Below are 16,751 nucleotides of genomic sequence, written 5' to 3'. Positions count from 1 at the left end.
GCATACCGGCCGCGCGTTGTCCATGGTCGTGAGTCTCATCACAGGGGGATCGTCGCGGGCAGGCCGGGTAGACGCAGGCGGGAGGCGGCCAGCGCGGGCAGCGCGGCCAGGACGGCGGCGACCAGCAGCGCGGCGCCGGGGGCGGCCAGTGCCGCCGTGGCCAGGGCCACGGCGCCGACACCTGCCAGGGCCTTGGCGCTGTAGATGACGGCGTGGATCTCGCCGGCCCGCTCGGTGCCGAAGAACTCGCGTACGAGGCTGGCGAGCAGCGGGTAGAAGGCGCCGCCGCCCAGCCCGGCCGCGATCGCGCCGAGCCAGAGCAGGGGAGCGCTGACGTTCGCCGGCCCGGGGAGGCCGCCCACGTGCGCGCCGCCGGCGGTCAGCAGCACCTGGCCGGCCGCGAGCGCGCCCAGCACGGCGGCCAGCACCCGCCTGCGGCCGAACAACTCCGAGCAGCGCATGGCCACCGCCCTGCTGGCGCCGTTCAGCGCCACCATGAGGGCCACCGCGCCCCACGTCCCCGTGCCCGCGACCACGATCACGTCGAAGACCGACACGGCGCCGGCGCACGTCAGGATCAGGGCGAGCGCGGGCAACGTCCTCGTGCGCAGCGCCTGGGCGAGCAGGAACTGCTTGGCCGCCTCCGGGGTGACGCGCAGCCGCGCGGCGTCGAGGGCGTGCGTACGCGGGTCCACGTCGGCGGGCCACCACAGGGCCGGGGGCAGCCGCAGGTGGCGGGCCGCCGTCCCGATGACGGCCACGGCGACGGCCGCGGCGGTCAGGAAGGCGGCCGGCGTGGCGTCGGGGGCGATCCCGGCCCAGACCAGCAGCGGCACGGCCCCGTACCCGAAGGCGCCGGTGATCAGGCCGACCCGGGCGGCGGGGCGCTCGGGGAACCAGGAGGAGACCACCTCGCCGCAGACGCCGTAGACCAGGCCCGCGCCCAGCCCGCCGAGCAGCCCGTAGCCGACGAGGGCGGCCGGACTCACGGGGCCGCCGCCCGCGAGCGCCGCCTGCCCGGCCGCGGCGAGCGACGCGCCGCTCGTGAGGGCGGCCGTGACGAGGCCGAGCCCGCTCAGCGCGGCCCCGAGCGCAAGGCTCACGCGTACGCTGAGGCGCCCGCGCCGCACCAAGTGCAGGGCGGGCAGCGCGCCCGCCGCCTGACAGGCGATCCAGACGGCCAGCAGGGTCAGCCCGGCGCCTTTCTGGGCGAGCAGCGCGGCGTAGCCGTACTGGAGCGGGCTGATCGCGGCCATCGCGGCCCAGGCCAGCCGGAACATGCGCGTGCGGTCGGCGGGGACGGGCCCGGGAAGGTACGAGCGGCCGCGCCAGTCTCTGACTGGATTCTCCATACTGTATGGAATATCCAGTAGACGGCTCCCTGTCGAGACCCTAGACGAGGGATATTCCATACGGTATACCGTCTACAAAGGAGGCTCGAATGGACCTGTACGAATTCCAGGCGAAGGAGCTCTTCGGGCGTCACGGGATCCCGGTCCCCGCCGGCAGGGTCGCCACCACCCCCGCGCAAGCCGGCGCGATCGCGGCCGAGCTGAACGCGCCCGTTGTCATCAAGGCCCAGGTGAAGACCGGTGGGCGCGGCAAGGCGGGTGGCATCAGGAGCGCGGCGGGGCCGGTCACCGCGGAGGTGGAGGCCGACCGCGTCCTCGGCATGGACATCAAGGGGCACGTCGCGCGCGCCGTGCTGGTCGAGACCGCGACCGTGCCGTTCGAGGAGTACTACGCGGCCTTCCTGGTCGACCGGGCCGAGGGCGGGTTCCTGGCCATGGTGTCGAGCCAGGGAGGCATGGAGATCGAGGAGCTCGCCGCCACCGACCCCGACGCTCTGGTGAAGCTGCCCGTCGACCCGGTGTCCGGGGTGGACGCGGAGACCGCGCGGGCTCTCGCCGCCAAGGCGGGCCTGCCCGAGCAGGCGGCCGGGGTGCTGGAGCAGCTGTGGCGGGTGCTGGTCGCGGAGGACGCCCTGCTGGTCGAGGTGAACCCGCTGATCTGCACCACCGACCAGCGCATCGTGGCGCTCGACGGCAAGGTGACCCTGGACGACAACGCCGCGTTCCGGCACTCACGGGAGCCGGAGGAACAGGCGGACGGCCTGGAGGCCCGCGCCCGGGCCAAAGGACTCAACTACGTCAAACTGGACGGACGCGTCGGCGTGATCGGCAACGGGGCCGGCCTCGTCATGAGCACGCTCGACGTGGTCGCGGGGGCGGGGGCCGCCCCCGCCAACTTCCTCGACATCGGCGGCGGCGCGTCCGCCAAGGTCATGGCCGACGGGCTGGAGATCATCCTGGCCGACCCCGACGTGCGCTCGGTGCTGGTCAACGTCTTCGGCGGCATCACGGCCTGCGACGCGGTGGCCAGCGGCATCGTCACCGCACTCGAACTCCTCGGCGAACGCGGCCACGGCAGGCCCATCGTCGTACGGCTGGACGGCAACAACGCCGAGGTGGGCCGGCGCATCCTCAGCGACGCCAGGCACCCGGCCGTCCGCCAGGTCTCCACCATGGACGGCGCCGCCGAGACGGCGGCCAGACTCGCGGCAGGTGCGTGATGGCGATCTTCCTGACCAAGGACAGCCGGGTGCTCGTGCAGGGCATGACAGGCGCGGAAGGCAGCAGGCACACGGCCCGCATGCTCGCCGCGGGCACCGACATCGTGGCCGGGGTGACCCCCGGAAAGGGCGGGCGCTCGCTGGACTTCGGCGAACGCGCGGTGCCGGTCTTCGGCTCCGTGGCCGAGGCGATGGCCGAGACGGGGGCGGACGTCTCCGTGGTGTTCGTGCCGCCCCGCTTCACCGGCTCCGCCGTGGAGGAGGCCGTCGAGGCGGGCATCCCGCTGTGCGTGGTCATCACCGAGGGCGTCCCCGTGCATGACGCCGTACGTTTCCGCGCCCTGGCGAGCGGCCGCACCAGGATCATCGGGCCCAACTGCCCCGGCCTGATCAGCCCCGGCCAGTCGTCGGCCGGCATCATCCCCGCCGACATCACCTCCGCCGGGCGCATCGGGCTGGTCTCGAAGTCGGGCACGCTGACGTACCAGCTGATGTACGAGCTGCGCGACCTCGGCTTCTCCACCGCCGTCGGCATCGGCGGCGACCCGGTCGTCGGCACCACCCACATCGACTGCCTCAAGGCGTTCCAAGACGACCCCGGCACCGACGCGATCGTCATGATCGGCGAGATCGGCGGCGACGCCGAGGAACGGGCCGCCGCCTACATCGCGGCGAACGTCACCAAGCCCGTCATCGCCTACGTCGCCGGCTTCACCGCGCCGGAGGGCAGGACCATGGGGCACGCGGGCGCGATCGTGTCCGGCTCGTCCGGCACCGCCCAGGCCAAGAAGGAGGCTCTGGAGGCCGTCGGCGTCCGCGTCGGCCGCACCCCCTCCGAAACGGCCCGTCTCCTCCGCGCCGGGGTGTCGTCGTGAAGTTCGCCGTCAATCTGTCCATTCTCCTGACCGACCTGCCGTTGCTCGAACGTCCGGCCGCGGCGGCCAAGGCGGGGTTCGACGCCGTGGAGCTGTGGTGGCCGTTCGACGGCCCCGAACCCGGCGATGCCGAGCTCGCGGCGCTGCGCAAGGCCGTAGAGGACGCCGGAGTGCGTCTCACCGGGCTCAACTTCGACGCCGGTGACATGGCGGCCGGCGATCGCGGGCTGCTGGCCAGGCCGGGCGACTCGGCCAGGTTCCAGGCCAACATCGACGTCGCGGTCCGGCTGGCGGGCGAGCTGGGCTGCGGGGTGCTCAACGCGTTGTACGGCAACGGCCCGGGCACCGACAGGGACCTGGCCGTGGCGAACCTGCGCAGGGCGGCGGACGCGGCGGCGGGGATCGGCGCGACCGTGGTCGTCGAAGCGCTCAACTCCCACGAGAACCCGAAATACCCGATCACGTCGTCGCGGGCGGCGTTCGACCTGATCGACGAGGCCGGCAGGGACAACGTGGCCTTCCTGGCCGACCTCTACCACCTGCACCGGATGGGCGAGGACGTGCTCGCGCTCATCGACGGGCACGCGGGACGTTTCGGCCACGTACAGATCGCCGACGACCCCGGCAGGGGACGGCCGGGCAGCGGGCGCATGCCGTACCAGGAGATCTTCGCGCGGCTGACGGCCGCGGGCTACCGCGGCCACGTCGGCCTGGAGTACCGGCACGAGGGGCCGGGCGCATTCGACTGGAGGCGCACATGAACATCGGCTTCGTCGGCCTGGGGATCATGGGCAGCCCCATGGCCGCCAACCTCGTCAAGGCCGGGCACACCGTGACCGGGTACGACCTCGGCGCCGAGCGGGTCGAGCGGCTCGCCGGGCTGGGCGGCAAGGGCGCGGCGAGCGTGGTCGACGCGGTCGCCGGCGCGGACGTCGTGATCACCATGCTGCCCGACTCGCCGCAGGTGGAGGAGGTCGCGCCGCTGGTCGTCGAGTACGGCAGGCCGAACCTGCTCTACGTCGACATGAGCACCATCAGGCCGGAGACCTCCCGCGAGGTGGCCCGCCGGGCGGCGGCCGCCGGGGTGCGGGCGCTGGACGCCCCCGTCAGCGGCGGCGAGCGCGGCGCGATCGACGGCACCCTGTCGATCATGGTGGGTGGCGCCACCGAGGACGTCGAGGCGGCCAGGCCGGTGCTGGGCAGCCTCGGCACGACCGTGGTGCACGTCGGCCCCGCGGGCGCCGGCCAGACCGTCAAGGCGGCCAACCAGCTCGTCGTCGGCGGCGTGTACGGGCTCGTGTCGGAGGCCATCGTGCTGCTGGAGGCCTCGGGCGTGGACCCGGTCGCCGGCCTGGACGTGCTCGCGGCCGGCCTGGCGGGCTCCAGGATCCTCGATCTCAAACGGCACACCATGGTCAGACGCGAGTTCGCCCCGGGGTTCCGCATCGACCTGCACCACAAGGACATGGGCATCGCCGTCGCCGCAGCCCGCGAGGCCGGGGTGAGCCTGCCGCTCACCGGTCAGATCGCCCAGCTCATGGCGGCGGCCAGGGCGCAGGGCCACGGCTCGCTCGACCACTCCGCCCTGCTCAAAGTGATCGAAAGGCTGAATGGATGACTCGCATTCCCTGCATGGAGGCCGTGGTCGCGGTGCTGGAGTCGGAGGGCGTGGACACCGTCTTCGGCATCCCGGGCGCGGCCATCCTGCCGCTCTACGCGGCACTCCAGAACAGCTCGATCCGGCACATCACGGTACGCCACGAAGAGGGCGGCACCCACGCGGCCGACGGCTGGGCCAGGGTGACGGGGAACGTGGGCGTCTGCATCGGCACGTCAGGCCCCGCGGGCACCAACATGATCACGGGTCTCTACACGGCGATGGCCGACTCGATCCCGATGATCTGCGTCACCGGCCAGGCGGCCACCTCGAAACTGCACCAGGAGGCTTTCCAGGCGGTCGACATCGTGGAGATCGCCCGGCCCGTGACCAAGTGGGCGGTGCAGCTCAAGGAGCCCGCCCAGGCGCCGTGGGTGTTCCGCGAGGCGTTCAGGGTCGCGCGGTCGGGCCGGCCGGGGCCGGTGCTCATCGACCTGCCGATCGACGTCCAGCGCGGCACCTGCCTGTACGACCGCGACGTGGACGCGCCGCTGCCCGTCGAGACCCCACGCCCGCTGCCCGGAGCCGTGCGCAGGGCCATGGACCTGCTGACGGCGGCCAAGCGACCCGTCATCCTGGCCGGCGGCGGCGTGATCATCGCCGACGCCTGCGACGAGCTGCGCGCGCTGGCCGAGCACCTCCAGGTGCCGGTGCACGTGACGCTCATGGGCAAGGGCGCCTTCCCCGAGGACCACCCGCTGTTCGCCGGAATGCCCGGCATCCAGACGCAGACTCGATGGGGCAACGCCGCGTTCCTGGAAAGCGACCTGGTGCTCGCCGTCGGCGCCCGCTTCGGCGACCGGCACACCGGCGACCTCGACGTCTACCGTCGCGGGCGCAAATTCGTGCACGTGGACATCGAGCCCATGCAGCTCGGCCGGGTCCTCGAACCCGACCTGGGGATCGTCGGCCACGCCAAACCGGTGCTCGCCGACCTGCTGGCCGAGGCGCGCGGGCGCGGCGGGCCGAAGGAGCCCGGCAAATGGGTGCGCAAGGTCGCCGACCTGCGCCGTACGATGGCCCGCCGCGACGACTTCGACGACGTGCCGATCAAGCCGCCCAGGGTGTTCAAGGAGATCAACGCGTATTTCGGCAGGGACACCACGTTCGTTACCGCCATCGGGCTCTACCAGATCTGGTCGGGGCAGTTCCAGACGACCTACCTGCCGCGCCGCTACCTGGTCTGCGGGCAGGCGGGGCCGCTGGGCTGGGAGGTGCCCGCGGCCATGGGCGTCAAGTGCGCACATCCCGAGCGGCAGGTGGTGGCCGTGGTGGGCGACTACTCCTTCCAGTTCCTGATGGAGGAGGTCGCGGTGGCCGCCCAGTACCGCATCCCGTTCGTCATCGTGATGATCAACAACGAGTATCTGGGCCTCATACGGCAGGCCGAGATCCCGTACGGCATGAACTTCGCCGTGGACCTGCACTACGGGGAGGGCGGCATCGACCATGTCAAGGCCATGGAGGCGTTCGGCTGCCCGGCGCGTCGCGTGGAGCTGCCGGGTGACCTGCCGGACGCGCTGGCGTGGGCGTCGGCCGCGTCGGCGCGGGAGCGGGTGCCGGTGCTGGTGGAGGTGATGGTCGAACGCGAGGCCAACGCCGCCATGGGCCCCTCGCTCGACGAGATCAAGGAGTTCGAGCCGCTGCCCGAGCTCATCACCGCCGACTGGTCCGACTGAGAGGAGCTCTCATGCAGCTCAAACCGGGTACGGCCTGGCAGGACGCCTATGACCGATGCCACGCGGCGGCCCCTGAGGCCTTCCACGACGACCGCGTGCTGAACCACTGGGGCGGCATGTGGCGCCGCGACGGTCGTCCCGTGCCGGGGTTCTCGCCGCTCGACGGCACCGCCATCGCCGGCCTGCCGCGGCTCGACCGCGCCGGGGCCGCGCGGGCGGTGGCGGGCGCGGTGGAGGAGCACAACCGGTGGCGCTACCTGCCGATGGCCGAGCGCAAGGCGATGGTCGCGGCGGCCGTCGAGTCCATGGCCGCGCACCGCGACCTGCTCGCCCTGCTGCTGGTCTGGGAGATCGGCAAGCCGTGGAAGACGGCGTGTGCCGACGTGGACCGCTGCCTGGACGGCGTGCGCTGGTACCTCGACGAAATCGACCGCATGGTCGCGGGACGCACGCCGCTGCCCGGCCCGGTCAGCAACATCGCGAGCTGGAACTATCCGATGAGCGTGCTCATGCACGCCATGCTCGTGCAGGCGCTGGCCGGCAACGCGGTGATCGCCAAGACGCCCACGGACGGCGGATTGTGCTGCCTCACGCTGGCCTGCGCGCTGGCCGTGCGGGAAGGGCTGCCGTTCACGCTGGTCAGCGGGGGAGGGGCCGAGCTGTCGCCGGTGCTGGTGGCCGGGCGCGCGCTGGGCTGCGTGTCGTTCGTGGGCGGCAGGGACGCGGGGGCCAAGGTGGCGACCTCGCTGGCCGACCTCGGGCGCCGGCACGTGCTGGAGCAGGAAGGGCTGAACTGCTGGGGGGTGTGGGAGTACGGCGACTGGGACCTGCTCACGACGCAGATCCGGGCGTCGTTCGACTACGCCAAGCAGCGGTGCACCGCCTATCCGCGGTTCGTGGTGCAGCGGTCGGCGTTCCACGAGTTCCTGGGGGCGTACCTGTCGGCCGTGGGGTCGCTGCGCTTCGGTCATCCGCTCGCGGTGGCCGAGCCGGACGACCCGCTGCCGGAGCTCGCCTTCGGCCCTCTGATCAACGCCTCGAAGGCCAAGGAGCTGGCCGACCAGGTGGACGAGGCCGTGGCGCGGGGCGGCGTGCCGGTCCACCGTGCGGCCATCGAGTCTGGACATTTCCTCCCGGGGCAGGATATTTCGGCGTACTTCGCTCCGACCGCGATCCTCAACCCGCCCCCGTCCTCACCCCTGCACCACGCCGAGCCGTTCGGCCCCGTCGACACGATCGTCCTGGTGGACACGGAGGCCGAGCTGCTGGCCGCCATGAACGCCAGCAACGGCGCCCTCGTCGCCACCCTCTCCTGCGACGAGGAGGAGACCTTCCACCGCCTCGCACCCCAGGTGCGCGCGTTCAAGGTGGGCCACAACAAACCCCGCTCGCGCGGCGACCGCGAGGAGCTGTTCGGCGGGCTCGGCGCGTCGTGGCGCGGCGCGTTCGTCGGCGGCGAGCTGCTGGTGCGCGCCGCGACGAGCGGCCCCGACGGCGAACGCCTGCCGGGCAACTTCCCGCACTACACGCTCCTGCCCTGAGGCGCTCTCCCAGAACGGATCCCGCCAGACCACCAGGAACCGGACAAGGTGCCCTGAGGCGAACCCTCTAGAAGGCGCCGAAGCGGGTCGCCGCGAGCAGGACGAGAAAGGTCAGCATGGCGACCCGCAACAGCTTCCCGCCGACGGTCAGCGACGGCCAGGACAGATAGGCCAGCCACCCGATGAACGCGATCACCGGCAGGACGGCCACACCACCCAGCGGATTGGTCACGGCGAACCCCGCCAGCAGCAGGATCACCATCACGGCCGGCGCCACCCACCGGGGCACCTGCGTGAACAGGAACGTCATCGGCACGGCGCTGCGCTGCTCGACGGCCTTGCGCAGGCCGGTCGCGCCCGGCGTGAAGAACTGCTCACCCTGCGGGACCGCACGCTTGCCGCCCTGCCTGCCTGTGCGCTTGTCGCCGCGCTTACTGTCAGGGGTCACGGGAAGAGCCTACGCGTGTCGCGCGGGCGCGGCGCTTCTGGACGGGCCTCTAGGCTGGTCGCGTGCTCGCCGTGATCCGATACTCCGTTCCAGAGTCCCAGTCGCAGGACTTCGTCAAACAGGGCCACGCCATCCTCGACCTGCTCGCCACCCAGCCGGGCTACCGGCGCGGCCGGTTGGCCCGCTCGGTCGACGAGCCCAACCTGTGGGCGCTGGTCAGCGAGTGGGAGGGCGCCGGCTTCTACCGCAGAGCGCTCTCCGCCGCGCGGATGACGATGTATCCGCTGATGATCCTCATGGTCAACGAACCCAGCGCATATGAGGACGTTCACGTTCGGGACGGCGCGTAACAATACTCGCGCGCGAAGGCGTTCGAGCGTCCCCTAAGCTGGGATCTCACCGATTTCACTCGCCGACCTCCAGCCGGAAAGAGAACCAACCAACATGGCACGACGCACCGACGTCCTGGACACCATCGTCAGCCTCGCCAAGCGCCGCGGGCTCGTCTACCCGTCGAGCGAGATCTACGGCGGACTGCGCGCGTCGTGGGACTACGGTCCACTGGGCGTCGAGCTGAAGAACAACGTCAAGCGGCAGTGGTGGCTGTCGATGGTGCAGTCGCGCGACGACGTGGTGGGCCTCGACTCCTGCGTCATCCTGGCGCCCGAGGTGTGGCGGGCCAGCGGCCACGTCGACACCTTCACCGACCCGCTGACCGAGTGCCTGTCCTGCCACAAGCGTTTCAGGGCCGACCACCTGATCGAGGCCTACGAAGAGAAGAACGGCAAGACACCCGAGGGCGGCCTGGCCGACATCACCTGCCCCAACTGCGGCAACAAGGGCACCTTCACCGAGCCCCGGCAGTTCAGCGGCCTGCTCAAGACCTACCTCGGCCCGGTCGAGGACGAGTCGGGCCTGGCCTGGCTGCGCCCCGAGACCGCGCAGGGCATCTTCATCAACTACCTCAACGTTCAGCAGTCGGCGCGCAAGAAGATCCCGTTCGGCATCGGCCAGGTCGGCAAGTCCTTCCGCAACGAGATCACGCCGGGCAACTTCATCTTCCGCACCCGCGAGTTCGAGCAGATGGAGATGGAGTTCTTCGTCAAGCCCGGCACCGACGAGGAATGGCACCAATACTGGATCGACGAGCGCTTCCGGTGGTATTCCGACCTCGGCATCAACAAGGACAACCTGCGTCTCTACGAGCACCCGCAGGAAAAGTTGTCCCACTACGCCAAGCGCACCGTCGACGTCGAATACCGCTTCAACTTCGTCGGCTCCGAGTGGGGTGAGCTCGAAGGCATCGCCAACCGCACCGACTTCGACCTCACCTCCCACGCCAAGGCGTCCGGCGCCGACCTCAGCTTCTTCGAGCAGGACAGCGGGGAGCGCTACGTCCCCTACGTCATCGAGCCGGCCGCCGGCGTCGACCGGGCCACGCTGACCTTCCTGATCGACGCCTACAGCGAGGACGAGGCGCCCAACGCCAAGGGCGTCATGGAGAAGCGCACGGTCATGCGGCTCGACCACCGGCTCGCCCCGGTCAAGGCCGCGGTGCTGCCGCTCTCGCGCAACGCCGACCTGTCGCCGAAGGCACGCGACCTGGCCGCGCAGCTGCGCCGCCGGTGGAACGTCGAGTTCGACGACGCCGGCGCCATCGGCCGCCGCTACCGCCGCCAGGACGAGATCGGCACGCCGTTCTGCATCACCGTCGACTTCGACACCCTGGAGGACAACGCGGTGACCATCCGCGAGCGTGACTCCATGGCCCAGGAGCGCATCTCCATCGACGGCGTCGACGCCTACCTGCGCCAGCACCTGAACGACTGACCGCCGTACTTCGGTAGGTGCGTGTCCGCTGGTCTGCGTTCGGGTGGGGTGGGCGGTGTTGTTTTACGGCATGCCGTCTGAGCCCCACCCGCCGCCGTGTGCTGCGGCCTTCCAGGGAGACGCCTCACCGCCTCACCGCCTCACCGCCGTGACGCGCGCATTCTTGCCCGGCTCCGTGGCCATTCGTGACGGCCTGGCTGACCGAAAAATCGTGTAAAGGCGGGGGTTACGCGGGTTTTCGCGGTTGCCTGATGACATGCCTCGTAAGCCGATAAACGGCCATACGAGGGACGAGGGTAACCATGCGTACATCACGTTTCGCTCTTGTGCTGCTCGCCGCGGGCGCGGTGCTCATGACGGGGAGCGCCGCATTCGCCCAACCTGAGCCGACCGCGTCGGAACTGCGGCTGGTCGTGGACAACTGCCCCGACAAGGTCGTGCAGCCATGATCGACCCCGCACTGCTCGAACGCGCGCTCTTCGAGGTCAAGCGGGTGATCGTCGGCCAGGACCACATGGTCGAGCGGCTGCTCGTCGCGGTCATCGCCAAGGGGCACTGCCTGCTCGAAGGCGTGCCGGGCATCGCCAAGACACTGGCCGCCGAGACTACGGCGAGCGTGGTCGGAGGGACGTTCGCCCGCATCCAGTTCACGCCCGACCTGGTGCCGTCCGACATCATCGGCACGCGGATCTACCGGCCCTCGACCGAGTCGTTCGACATCGAGCTGGGCCCCGTCATGGTGAACCTGCTGCTCGCCGACGAGATCAACCGGGCGCCCGCCAAGGTGCAGTCCGCCCTGCTGGAAATCATGGCCGAGCGGCAGGTCAGCATCGGCGGCGTCACCCACGATGTGCCGAGGCCGTTCCTGGTGCTGGCCACCCAGAACCCCATCGAGTCGGAGGGCGTCTACCACCTGCCCGAGGCGCAGCGCGACCGCTTCCTCATGAAGATCGACGTGGGCTATCCCAGCGAATCGGAGGAGCTGGCGATCGTCTACCGCATGAGCGTGGACCCGCCCGAGCCGACCGCCGTCCTCGACCCGGCGCAGGTTCTCGCGCTCCAGCGGCGGGCCGATGAGGTCTTCGTGCACCACGCCATCGCCGAGTACGCCGTCCGCCTCGTCTACGCCACCCGCGACCCCGACCGGTACGGGGTGCAGGACGTACGCAGGCTGCTGGCGTTCGGGGCCAGCCCCAGGGCCACGCTCGGCCTGCTGGCGGCCGCCAGGGCGCTGGCGCTCGTGAGGGGGCGCGGCTACGTGCTGCCGGAGGACGTACGCGACCTGGCGCACGACGTGATGGCGCACCGGCTGGTGCTCTCCTTCGACGCGCTGGCCGACGGGGTCGAGCCCCGGCAGATCGTGGACCGGGTGCTGGCCACCGTGCCGCTGCCCCTCATCGCGCCCCAACAGGAATCGGCGCGGCAGGGATCGGTGCGGCAGGACGCGGTGGCATGAAGCCGTACCTGATCGCGGAGCCCGCGCTGCGCAGGCTCGAACTGACGATCACCAGGAGGCTGGATGGACTGCTCCAGGGCGAACACCTCGGCCTGGTGCCAGGTCCCGGGAGCGAGCCCGCGGAGTCGCGGCCGTACCAGCCGGGGGACGACGTGCGGCGGATGGACTGGAACGTCACCGCCCGCACCAACGAGCCCCACGTGCGGGAGCTGGTCGCCGACCGGGAGTTGGAGATGTGGGCCCTGCTCGACGTCACCGCGAGCATGGACTTCGGGACCGCGGTGCTGGAGAAGCGGGAACTCGCCCTGTCCGCGCTGGCGGCGGTCGGCTTCCTCACCCAGCGGACCGGCAACCGCATCGGCACCCACCTGCTGCACGGCGGCGGCGTCAGGACGCTGCCCGCCAGGACGGGCCGGCCGCACCTGATGGCGCTGCTGCAGGCGGCGTTCGCGCTGCCGCGCACCCCGCCGGGGGTGGCCGAGCCGTTGCTCGGCGTCGCGGCGGAACAGCTCGCCCGGGTCGTACGGCGGCGCGGCCTGGTCGTGGTCGTGTCCGACTACCTGGACGCGCCCGAGACGTGGGAGCCGCCGCTGCGCAGGCTCGCCGCCAGACACCAGGTCCTGGCCGTGGAGGTGGTCGACCCGCGCGAGCTGACCCTGCCGGACGTGGGGATCCTCACGCTGATCGACCCGGAGACGGGACGGCGGCGCGAGGTCGCCACCGGCAGCGCCCGGCTGCGCCGCCGGTACGCGGAGGCGGCGGCCGGGCAGCGCGACGCCATCGCGCGGGCGCTGCGCCGGGCCGGAGCCGCCCACCTGCGGCTGCGTACGGACCGGGACTGGGTGCGTGACCTGGTTCAGCACGTCATGCGCCAGCGCCGCCTGGCCGCGCTGGCCCCGAGCCCGATGTCGCCCGCCCGTGGTGGCGGCACGCCCGGCACAGGAGGTGATGTGGCGTGAGGCTGATCTCGCCCGTCTGGTTGCTGCTGCTCATCCCCGTGGCGCTGCTCGCCGTCGCCTACGTGCTCATGTCGCTGCGGCGCAGCGCGTACGCCGTCCGTTTCACCAACCTCGACCTGCTCGACCGGGTGGCTCCGAGGAGCCCGGGGTGGCGCAGGCATGTTCCGGCGTCGGCGCTGCTGCTCATGTTCGCGCTGGCGGTCGTGGGCTTCGCCAGGCCGACGGCCGAGGTGCAGGTGCCGAGGGAACGAGCCACGATCATGGTGGCGTTCGACGTGTCGGCGTCGATGAGCGCCACCGACGTCAACCCCGACCGGTTCTCGGTGGCCCGGCAGGCGGCCAGGCAGTTCGTGGAGGGCCTGCCTGAGAGGTTCAACCTGGGACTGGTGTCGTTCTCGTCGTCGGCCTCCGTGGCGGTGCCGCCGACCACGGACCGGCAGGCGGTGCTGAGCGCGCTCGACCGGCTCAGCACGGCCTCGGGCACCGCCATCGGCGAGGCCGTCTACTCCTCGCTGGAGGCCGTCGCCGCGCTCGACTCGGACGAGGAGGCGCCGCCCGCGCACATCGTGCTGCTGTCGGACGGCTCCAACACGACCGGCCGCACGCTGAACGACGCGGCGGCTGAGGCGCAGTCGAGAGGCGTCCCGGTCACCACCATCGCCTACGGCACCGCGGACGGCACCATCAGCCTCTCCGGCCAGGAGGTCCCTGTGCCGGTGGACGGCCCCGCCCTGCGCGGGCTGGCCGAGTCGGCGGGCGGCGGGTTCTACGAGGCGGCCAGCGGCAGCGAGCTGCAGGCGGTGTACGAGGACATCGGCACCTCGGTCGGCTACCGCACCGAGCAGCAGGAGGTATGGCAGTGGTTCGTGGCGGCGGGGCTGATGTCCGGACTGATCGCGGCGGTGACGTCGATGGTGTGGTTCTCGAGGTTGCCGTGAAGGGCCTCGGCCGGCCGAGCGGGCCGGAGTTCCGTACGGTGCCGCTCGGCGGGCCCCAGGAGCTCGTCCAGGGGCCGCCACCCGTGCCGGGGCCACCGCCTCCGCGGCAGCCTCCCGCGCAGCCGCCGCCCATCCTGGAGCCACGGCCCGCGCAGGGCCCCTTTGCGCAGGGGCTTGCCACGCAGGGGCGGTTGCCCGCCCAGGGACAGCCGCTCATCCGGGGACAGCTCGGCACGCAGGGGCTCCCCGTGCAGGGACAGCCGCCGGCGCCGGGGACGCGGCACGGGCAGGGCGCGGTGGCGCCCAGAGGACGCCTGCTGGTGGTCGCCGCGCTCGTCGCGGCGCTCGCCGGCGGGGCGGCGGGAGTGGCGGGGGCCCGGCTCTCCGGGGTGTCCGAGCCGGCCCCCGTCGCGGCCCTGCCGCGGGTCGCGCCCGCGCCGTCGTCCGGTCTGACCGGGTTGAGCGCGACGGCGGCGCGGGTGCTTCCCAGCGTGGTCTCCGTGGAGGCCGGCAGCCGGGGCGGGTCCGGCTTCGTGGTGGACGGGAGCGGCCACATCCTCACCAACGCGCACGTGGTGGGCGCGAGCGGCATGGCGACCGTGGTGCTGAACGACGGCCGCAGGCTGAGCGCCCGCGTGGTCGGCGCGGACGACGACGAGGACCTGGCCGTGCTGGTGGCCGACCGCCCGGGTGAGCTGACGCCCGCCACCCTCGGCCGCTCGTCCGATCTGTCCGTCGGTGACCGGGTGCTGGCCATCGGCTCGCCGCTGGGGTTGTCCGGCACGGTCACGGCGGGCATCGTCAGCGCCCTGGACAGGGAGGTACGGCTGGGCGGGGCCCAGCGTACGGCCGTGCAGACGGACGCGTCCATCAACCCGGGCAACTCGGGTGGGCCGCTGGTGAACGACCGGGGCGAGGTCGTGGGGGTGAACACCGCCATCGCGGCCGGGCGAGGGGGCGGGAACATCGGCATCGGTTTCGCCATCCCCATCGACCGGGCCGCGCCCATCGCGGAACGCCTCATGCGAAATTAGGGTCGAAAGCATGCGACTGCTCGTGGTGGAGGACGAGGAGGACCTGGTCGATGCGTTGCGGGTCGGCCTCGTCCGCGCCGGTTACGCGGTGGACGTGGCCTACGACGCGCCGTCCGCCAACGAGAAGTTGCAGGTCAACACGTACGACCTGGTCCTGCTCGACCTGAACCTGCCCGGTGGCGACGGCTTCCAGCTCTGCCGCACCGTCCGCGCGGCGGGGCAGGGGGTGCGGATCATCATGGTGACCGCCCGCGACCGGCTCGACGACCGCGTGCGCGGGCTCGACGAGGGGGCGGACGACTACCTGGTCAAGCCGTTCGCCTTCCCCGAGCTGCTGGCCCGGGTGCGGGCGCTGCTGCGCAGGGAGAGCGTCGGCGGCACCTCCGTGCTGGAGGTGGGCGGGCTGCGCATCGACACGGCCAGGCTGGAGGTGTCGCTGGACGGCAGGTCGCTGGCGCTCACCCCCAAGGAGTACGGAGTGCTGCACTACCTGATGACCAGGCCGGGCCACGTGGTGTCCAGCGAGGAACTGCTGGAGCACGTCTGGGACGAGCACGCCGACCCGTTCACCAACACCGTGCGCGTCACGGTCGGCAACCTGCGGCGCAAGCTCCAGGAGGACGGCCTCATCGAGACGGTGATCAGCCGGGGTTACCGGCTCAAGGAGCCGACATGATCCACACCATCCGCTTCCGGCTCACGGTGCTCTACTCCGGGCTGCTGTTCGTGCTGGCCGCGCTCGTGCTCGGCGGCATCTACGTCGCCGTCTCGAAATCCACCGAACAACGCCCCTACACCACCGAGTACGCCAAGGCCTACTCGGGAGACCAGTACCTGGGCAGGCGCGAGGTCGTCTTCGTCCAGGAGGTGGAGAACGCGGTCAACGTCAAGACGCTGGCCACGCTGCGCGACTATTCGCTGGTCACGCTCGTCGGCCTCTATCTCGCCAGCCTGGGCATCGGCTGGGTGCTGGCCGGCCGCGTGCTGCGTCCGGTCAGGTCGATCACCCGCACCACGGAGGAGATCCAGGCGACCGACCTGACCCGGCGCATCAAGCTGGACGGGCCGCGCGACGAGCTCAAGGACCTGGCCGACACCATCGACACCATGCTCGACCGGCTGGAGGAGGCGTTCAGCGCGCAGCGCCAGCTCATCGACGACGCCTCGCACGAGCTGCGCAGCCCGCTGACGATCATCCGGGCGAACGTGGACGCCGTACTGTCCGCGCCCGACGCCAGCGACGAGGAGCGCACCAGGGCCGTGGCCATCGTGGACCGCGCGACCACCCGCATGACCAGGCTCGTCGAGGACCTGCTGGCCAGCGCGAGGCGTCAGGGCACGGCGTTCGCCGACGCCGATCTGGACCTGGCCAGGGTGGCGGCGGAGGCGTGCGAGGAGCACGCCACCCCGGCCGCGGCCCGCCACGTGCGGATCACCCGCGACCTGGGCGCCGGCCTGGAGATGACCGGCGACTCCGACGCGCTGCGCCGCGCCGTGGCCAACCTGCTCTCCAACGCCGTGCGCTTGTCGCCGCCGGGCGGCACGATCCGCGTGGCGGCGGGTCGGGCGGACGGCTGGTTGTGGGTGGCGGTCCGCGACGACGGGCCCGGGCTGGGAGAGGCGGACCAGCAGCGCGTGTTCGACCGTTTCTGGCGAGGCGAGGCCAGCCGCCGCGACCGCCACACGGGGCTGGGCCTGGCCATCGTCCGCCAGATCGTGGAGTCGCACGGGGGGCGGGTGGCGGTGTATTCGCAACTGGGGG

At 71.8% G+C, this 16,751-nt stretch carries 17 protein-coding genes; 15 read left to right on the top strand and 2 right to left on the bottom strand.

The window, feature by feature from the left end:
- Positions 1–38: 38 nt before the first annotated feature.
- The gene (locus tag E1267_RS17845) at positions 39–1,352 is read right to left on the bottom strand and encodes an MFS transporter (RefSeq protein WP_132333702.1); all 1,314 of its coding nucleotides are present in this window, start codon (positions 1,350–1,352) and stop codon (positions 39–41) included.
- An 89-nt stretch (positions 1,353–1,441) separates the two neighbouring features.
- Here E1267_RS17845 and sucC point away from each other — a divergent pair, with 89 nt between their 5' ends.
- The 6 genes from sucC to E1267_RS17815 are packed head-to-tail and all read left to right on the top strand — an operon-like array spanning position 1,442 to position 8,324.
- Positions 1,442–2,572: an ADP-forming succinate--CoA ligase subunit beta gene (gene sucC / locus E1267_RS17840; protein ID WP_132333701.1), complete on the top strand. Its 1,131-nt coding sequence runs from the start codon at positions 1,442–1,444 to the stop codon at positions 2,570–2,572.
- Positions 2,572–3,447 (top strand): succinate--CoA ligase subunit alpha, encoded by an 876-nt coding sequence (sucD, locus tag E1267_RS17835; RefSeq protein WP_132333700.1) that lies wholly within the window; start codon positions 2,572–2,574, stop codon positions 3,445–3,447. Before sucC ends, sucD begins: the two co-directional genes overlap by 1 nt.
- Positions 3,444–4,208 carry a hydroxypyruvate isomerase family protein gene (locus tag E1267_RS17830; RefSeq protein ID WP_132333699.1) on the top strand — a complete coding sequence of 255 codons (765 nt, stop codon included), beginning with the start codon at positions 3,444–3,446 and terminating at the stop codon, positions 4,206–4,208. Before sucD ends, E1267_RS17830 begins: the two co-directional genes overlap by 4 nt.
- Entirely contained in the window at positions 4,205–5,065 is an 861-nt protein-coding gene (locus E1267_RS17825) for an NAD(P)-dependent oxidoreductase (protein ID WP_132333698.1), read from the top strand. The genes E1267_RS17830 and E1267_RS17825 overlap by 4 nt, the downstream gene beginning before the upstream one ends.
- The gene (gene gcl, locus E1267_RS17820; RefSeq protein ID WP_132333697.1) at positions 5,062–6,783 is read left to right on the top strand and encodes a glyoxylate carboligase; all 1,722 of its coding nucleotides are present in this window, start codon (positions 5,062–5,064) and stop codon (positions 6,781–6,783) included. The genes E1267_RS17825 and gcl overlap by 4 nt, the downstream gene beginning before the upstream one ends.
- Positions 6,784–6,794: 11 nt before the next feature.
- Positions 6,795–8,324: an aldehyde dehydrogenase family protein gene (locus tag E1267_RS17815; protein ID WP_132333696.1), complete on the top strand. Its 1,530-nt coding sequence runs from the start codon at positions 6,795–6,797 to the stop codon at positions 8,322–8,324.
- A gap of 67 nt (positions 8,325–8,391) precedes the next feature.
- On the opposite strand, the gene E1267_RS17810 is transcribed toward E1267_RS17815, so the two are convergent.
- Positions 8,392–8,772, bottom strand: coding sequence for a DUF6703 family protein (locus E1267_RS17810; protein WP_132333695.1), 381 nt, complete (start codon positions 8,770–8,772; stop codon positions 8,392–8,394).
- A 62-nt stretch (positions 8,773–8,834) separates the two neighbouring features.
- On the opposite strand from E1267_RS17810, the gene E1267_RS17805 reads away from it, so the two are divergent.
- The 9 genes from E1267_RS17805 to E1267_RS17770 all read left to right on the top strand — a co-directional run.
- The gene (locus E1267_RS17805; protein WP_132333694.1) at positions 8,835–9,122 is read left to right on the top strand and encodes an antibiotic biosynthesis monooxygenase family protein; all 288 of its coding nucleotides are present in this window, start codon (positions 8,835–8,837) and stop codon (positions 9,120–9,122) included.
- 94 nt (positions 9,123–9,216) lie between these two features.
- A complete protein-coding gene (locus tag E1267_RS17800) occupies positions 9,217–10,602 on the top strand; it encodes a glycine--tRNA ligase (RefSeq protein WP_132333693.1) in 1,386 nt (461 codons plus the stop codon).
- Positions 10,603–10,904: 302 nt separating this feature from the next.
- The gene (locus E1267_RS44380) at positions 10,905–11,051 is read left to right on the top strand and encodes a hypothetical protein (protein ID WP_165959660.1); all 147 of its coding nucleotides are present in this window, start codon (positions 10,905–10,907) and stop codon (positions 11,049–11,051) included.
- A complete protein-coding gene (locus E1267_RS17795) occupies positions 11,048–12,058 on the top strand; it encodes an AAA family ATPase (RefSeq protein WP_132333692.1) in 1,011 nt (336 codons plus the stop codon). Before E1267_RS44380 ends, E1267_RS17795 begins: the two co-directional genes overlap by 4 nt.
- Complete coding sequence (locus E1267_RS17790) at positions 12,055–13,017, top strand: DUF58 domain-containing protein (protein WP_132333691.1); 963 nt, start codon at positions 12,055–12,057, stop codon at positions 13,015–13,017. The genes E1267_RS17795 and E1267_RS17790 overlap by 4 nt, the downstream gene beginning before the upstream one ends.
- Entirely contained in the window at positions 13,014–13,955 is a 942-nt protein-coding gene (locus E1267_RS17785; RefSeq protein ID WP_132333690.1) for a VWA domain-containing protein, read from the top strand. The genes E1267_RS17790 and E1267_RS17785 overlap by 4 nt, the downstream gene beginning before the upstream one ends.
- Complete coding sequence (locus tag E1267_RS17780) at positions 13,934–14,989, top strand: S1C family serine protease (protein ID WP_246063985.1); 1,056 nt, start codon at positions 13,934–13,936, stop codon at positions 14,987–14,989. Before E1267_RS17785 ends, E1267_RS17780 begins: the two co-directional genes overlap by 22 nt.
- Before the next feature lie 10 nt (positions 14,990–14,999).
- The gene (locus tag E1267_RS17775) at positions 15,000–15,665 is read left to right on the top strand and encodes a response regulator transcription factor (RefSeq protein ID WP_165959659.1); all 666 of its coding nucleotides are present in this window, start codon (positions 15,000–15,002) and stop codon (positions 15,663–15,665) included.
- Positions 15,662–16,751, top strand: a 1,090-nt coding sequence (locus tag E1267_RS17770; protein WP_132333688.1) for a HAMP domain-containing sensor histidine kinase, incomplete at its 3' end; no start/stop codon positions are given. The genes E1267_RS17775 and E1267_RS17770, both read left to right, overlap by 4 nt.

The organism is Nonomuraea longispora, from assembly GCF_004348345.1.
In the GTDB taxonomy this organism is placed as follows: Bacteria; Actinomycetota; Actinomycetes; order Streptosporangiales; family Streptosporangiaceae; genus Nonomuraea; species Nonomuraea longispora.
Note: the sequence above shows the minus strand (reverse complement) of the source record. Positions and strands in the feature narration are given on the sequence as shown.

Coding starts and splice junctions, on each gene's coding strand:
- E1267_RS17790 (WP_132333691.1), top strand. CDS start 12,055: ATGAAGCCGTACCTGATCGCGGAGCCCGCGCTGCGCAGGCTCGAACTG.
- sucD (WP_132333700.1), top strand. CDS start 2,572: ATGGCGATCTTCCTGACCAAGGACAGCCGGGTGCTCGTGCAGGGCATG.
- gcl (WP_132333697.1), top strand. CDS start 5,062: ATGACTCGCATTCCCTGCATGGAGGCCGTGGTCGCGGTGCTGGAGTCG.
- E1267_RS17775 (WP_165959659.1), top strand. CDS start 15,000: ATGCGACTGCTCGTGGTGGAGGACGAGGAGGACCTGGTCGATGCGTTG.
- E1267_RS17825 (WP_132333698.1), top strand. CDS start 4,205: ATGAACATCGGCTTCGTCGGCCTGGGGATCATGGGCAGCCCCATGGCC.
- E1267_RS17800 (WP_132333693.1), top strand. CDS start 9,217: ATGGCACGACGCACCGACGTCCTGGACACCATCGTCAGCCTCGCCAAG.
- E1267_RS17845 (WP_132333702.1), bottom strand. CDS start 1,352: ATGGAGAATCCAGTCAGAGACTGGCGCGGCCGCTCGTACCTTCCCGGG.
- E1267_RS44380 (WP_165959660.1), top strand. CDS start 10,905: ATGCGTACATCACGTTTCGCTCTTGTGCTGCTCGCCGCGGGCGCGGTG.
- sucC (WP_132333701.1), top strand. CDS start 1,442: ATGGACCTGTACGAATTCCAGGCGAAGGAGCTCTTCGGGCGTCACGGG.
- E1267_RS17795 (WP_132333692.1), top strand. CDS start 11,048: ATGATCGACCCCGCACTGCTCGAACGCGCGCTCTTCGAGGTCAAGCGG.
- E1267_RS17815 (WP_132333696.1), top strand. CDS start 6,795: ATGCAGCTCAAACCGGGTACGGCCTGGCAGGACGCCTATGACCGATGC.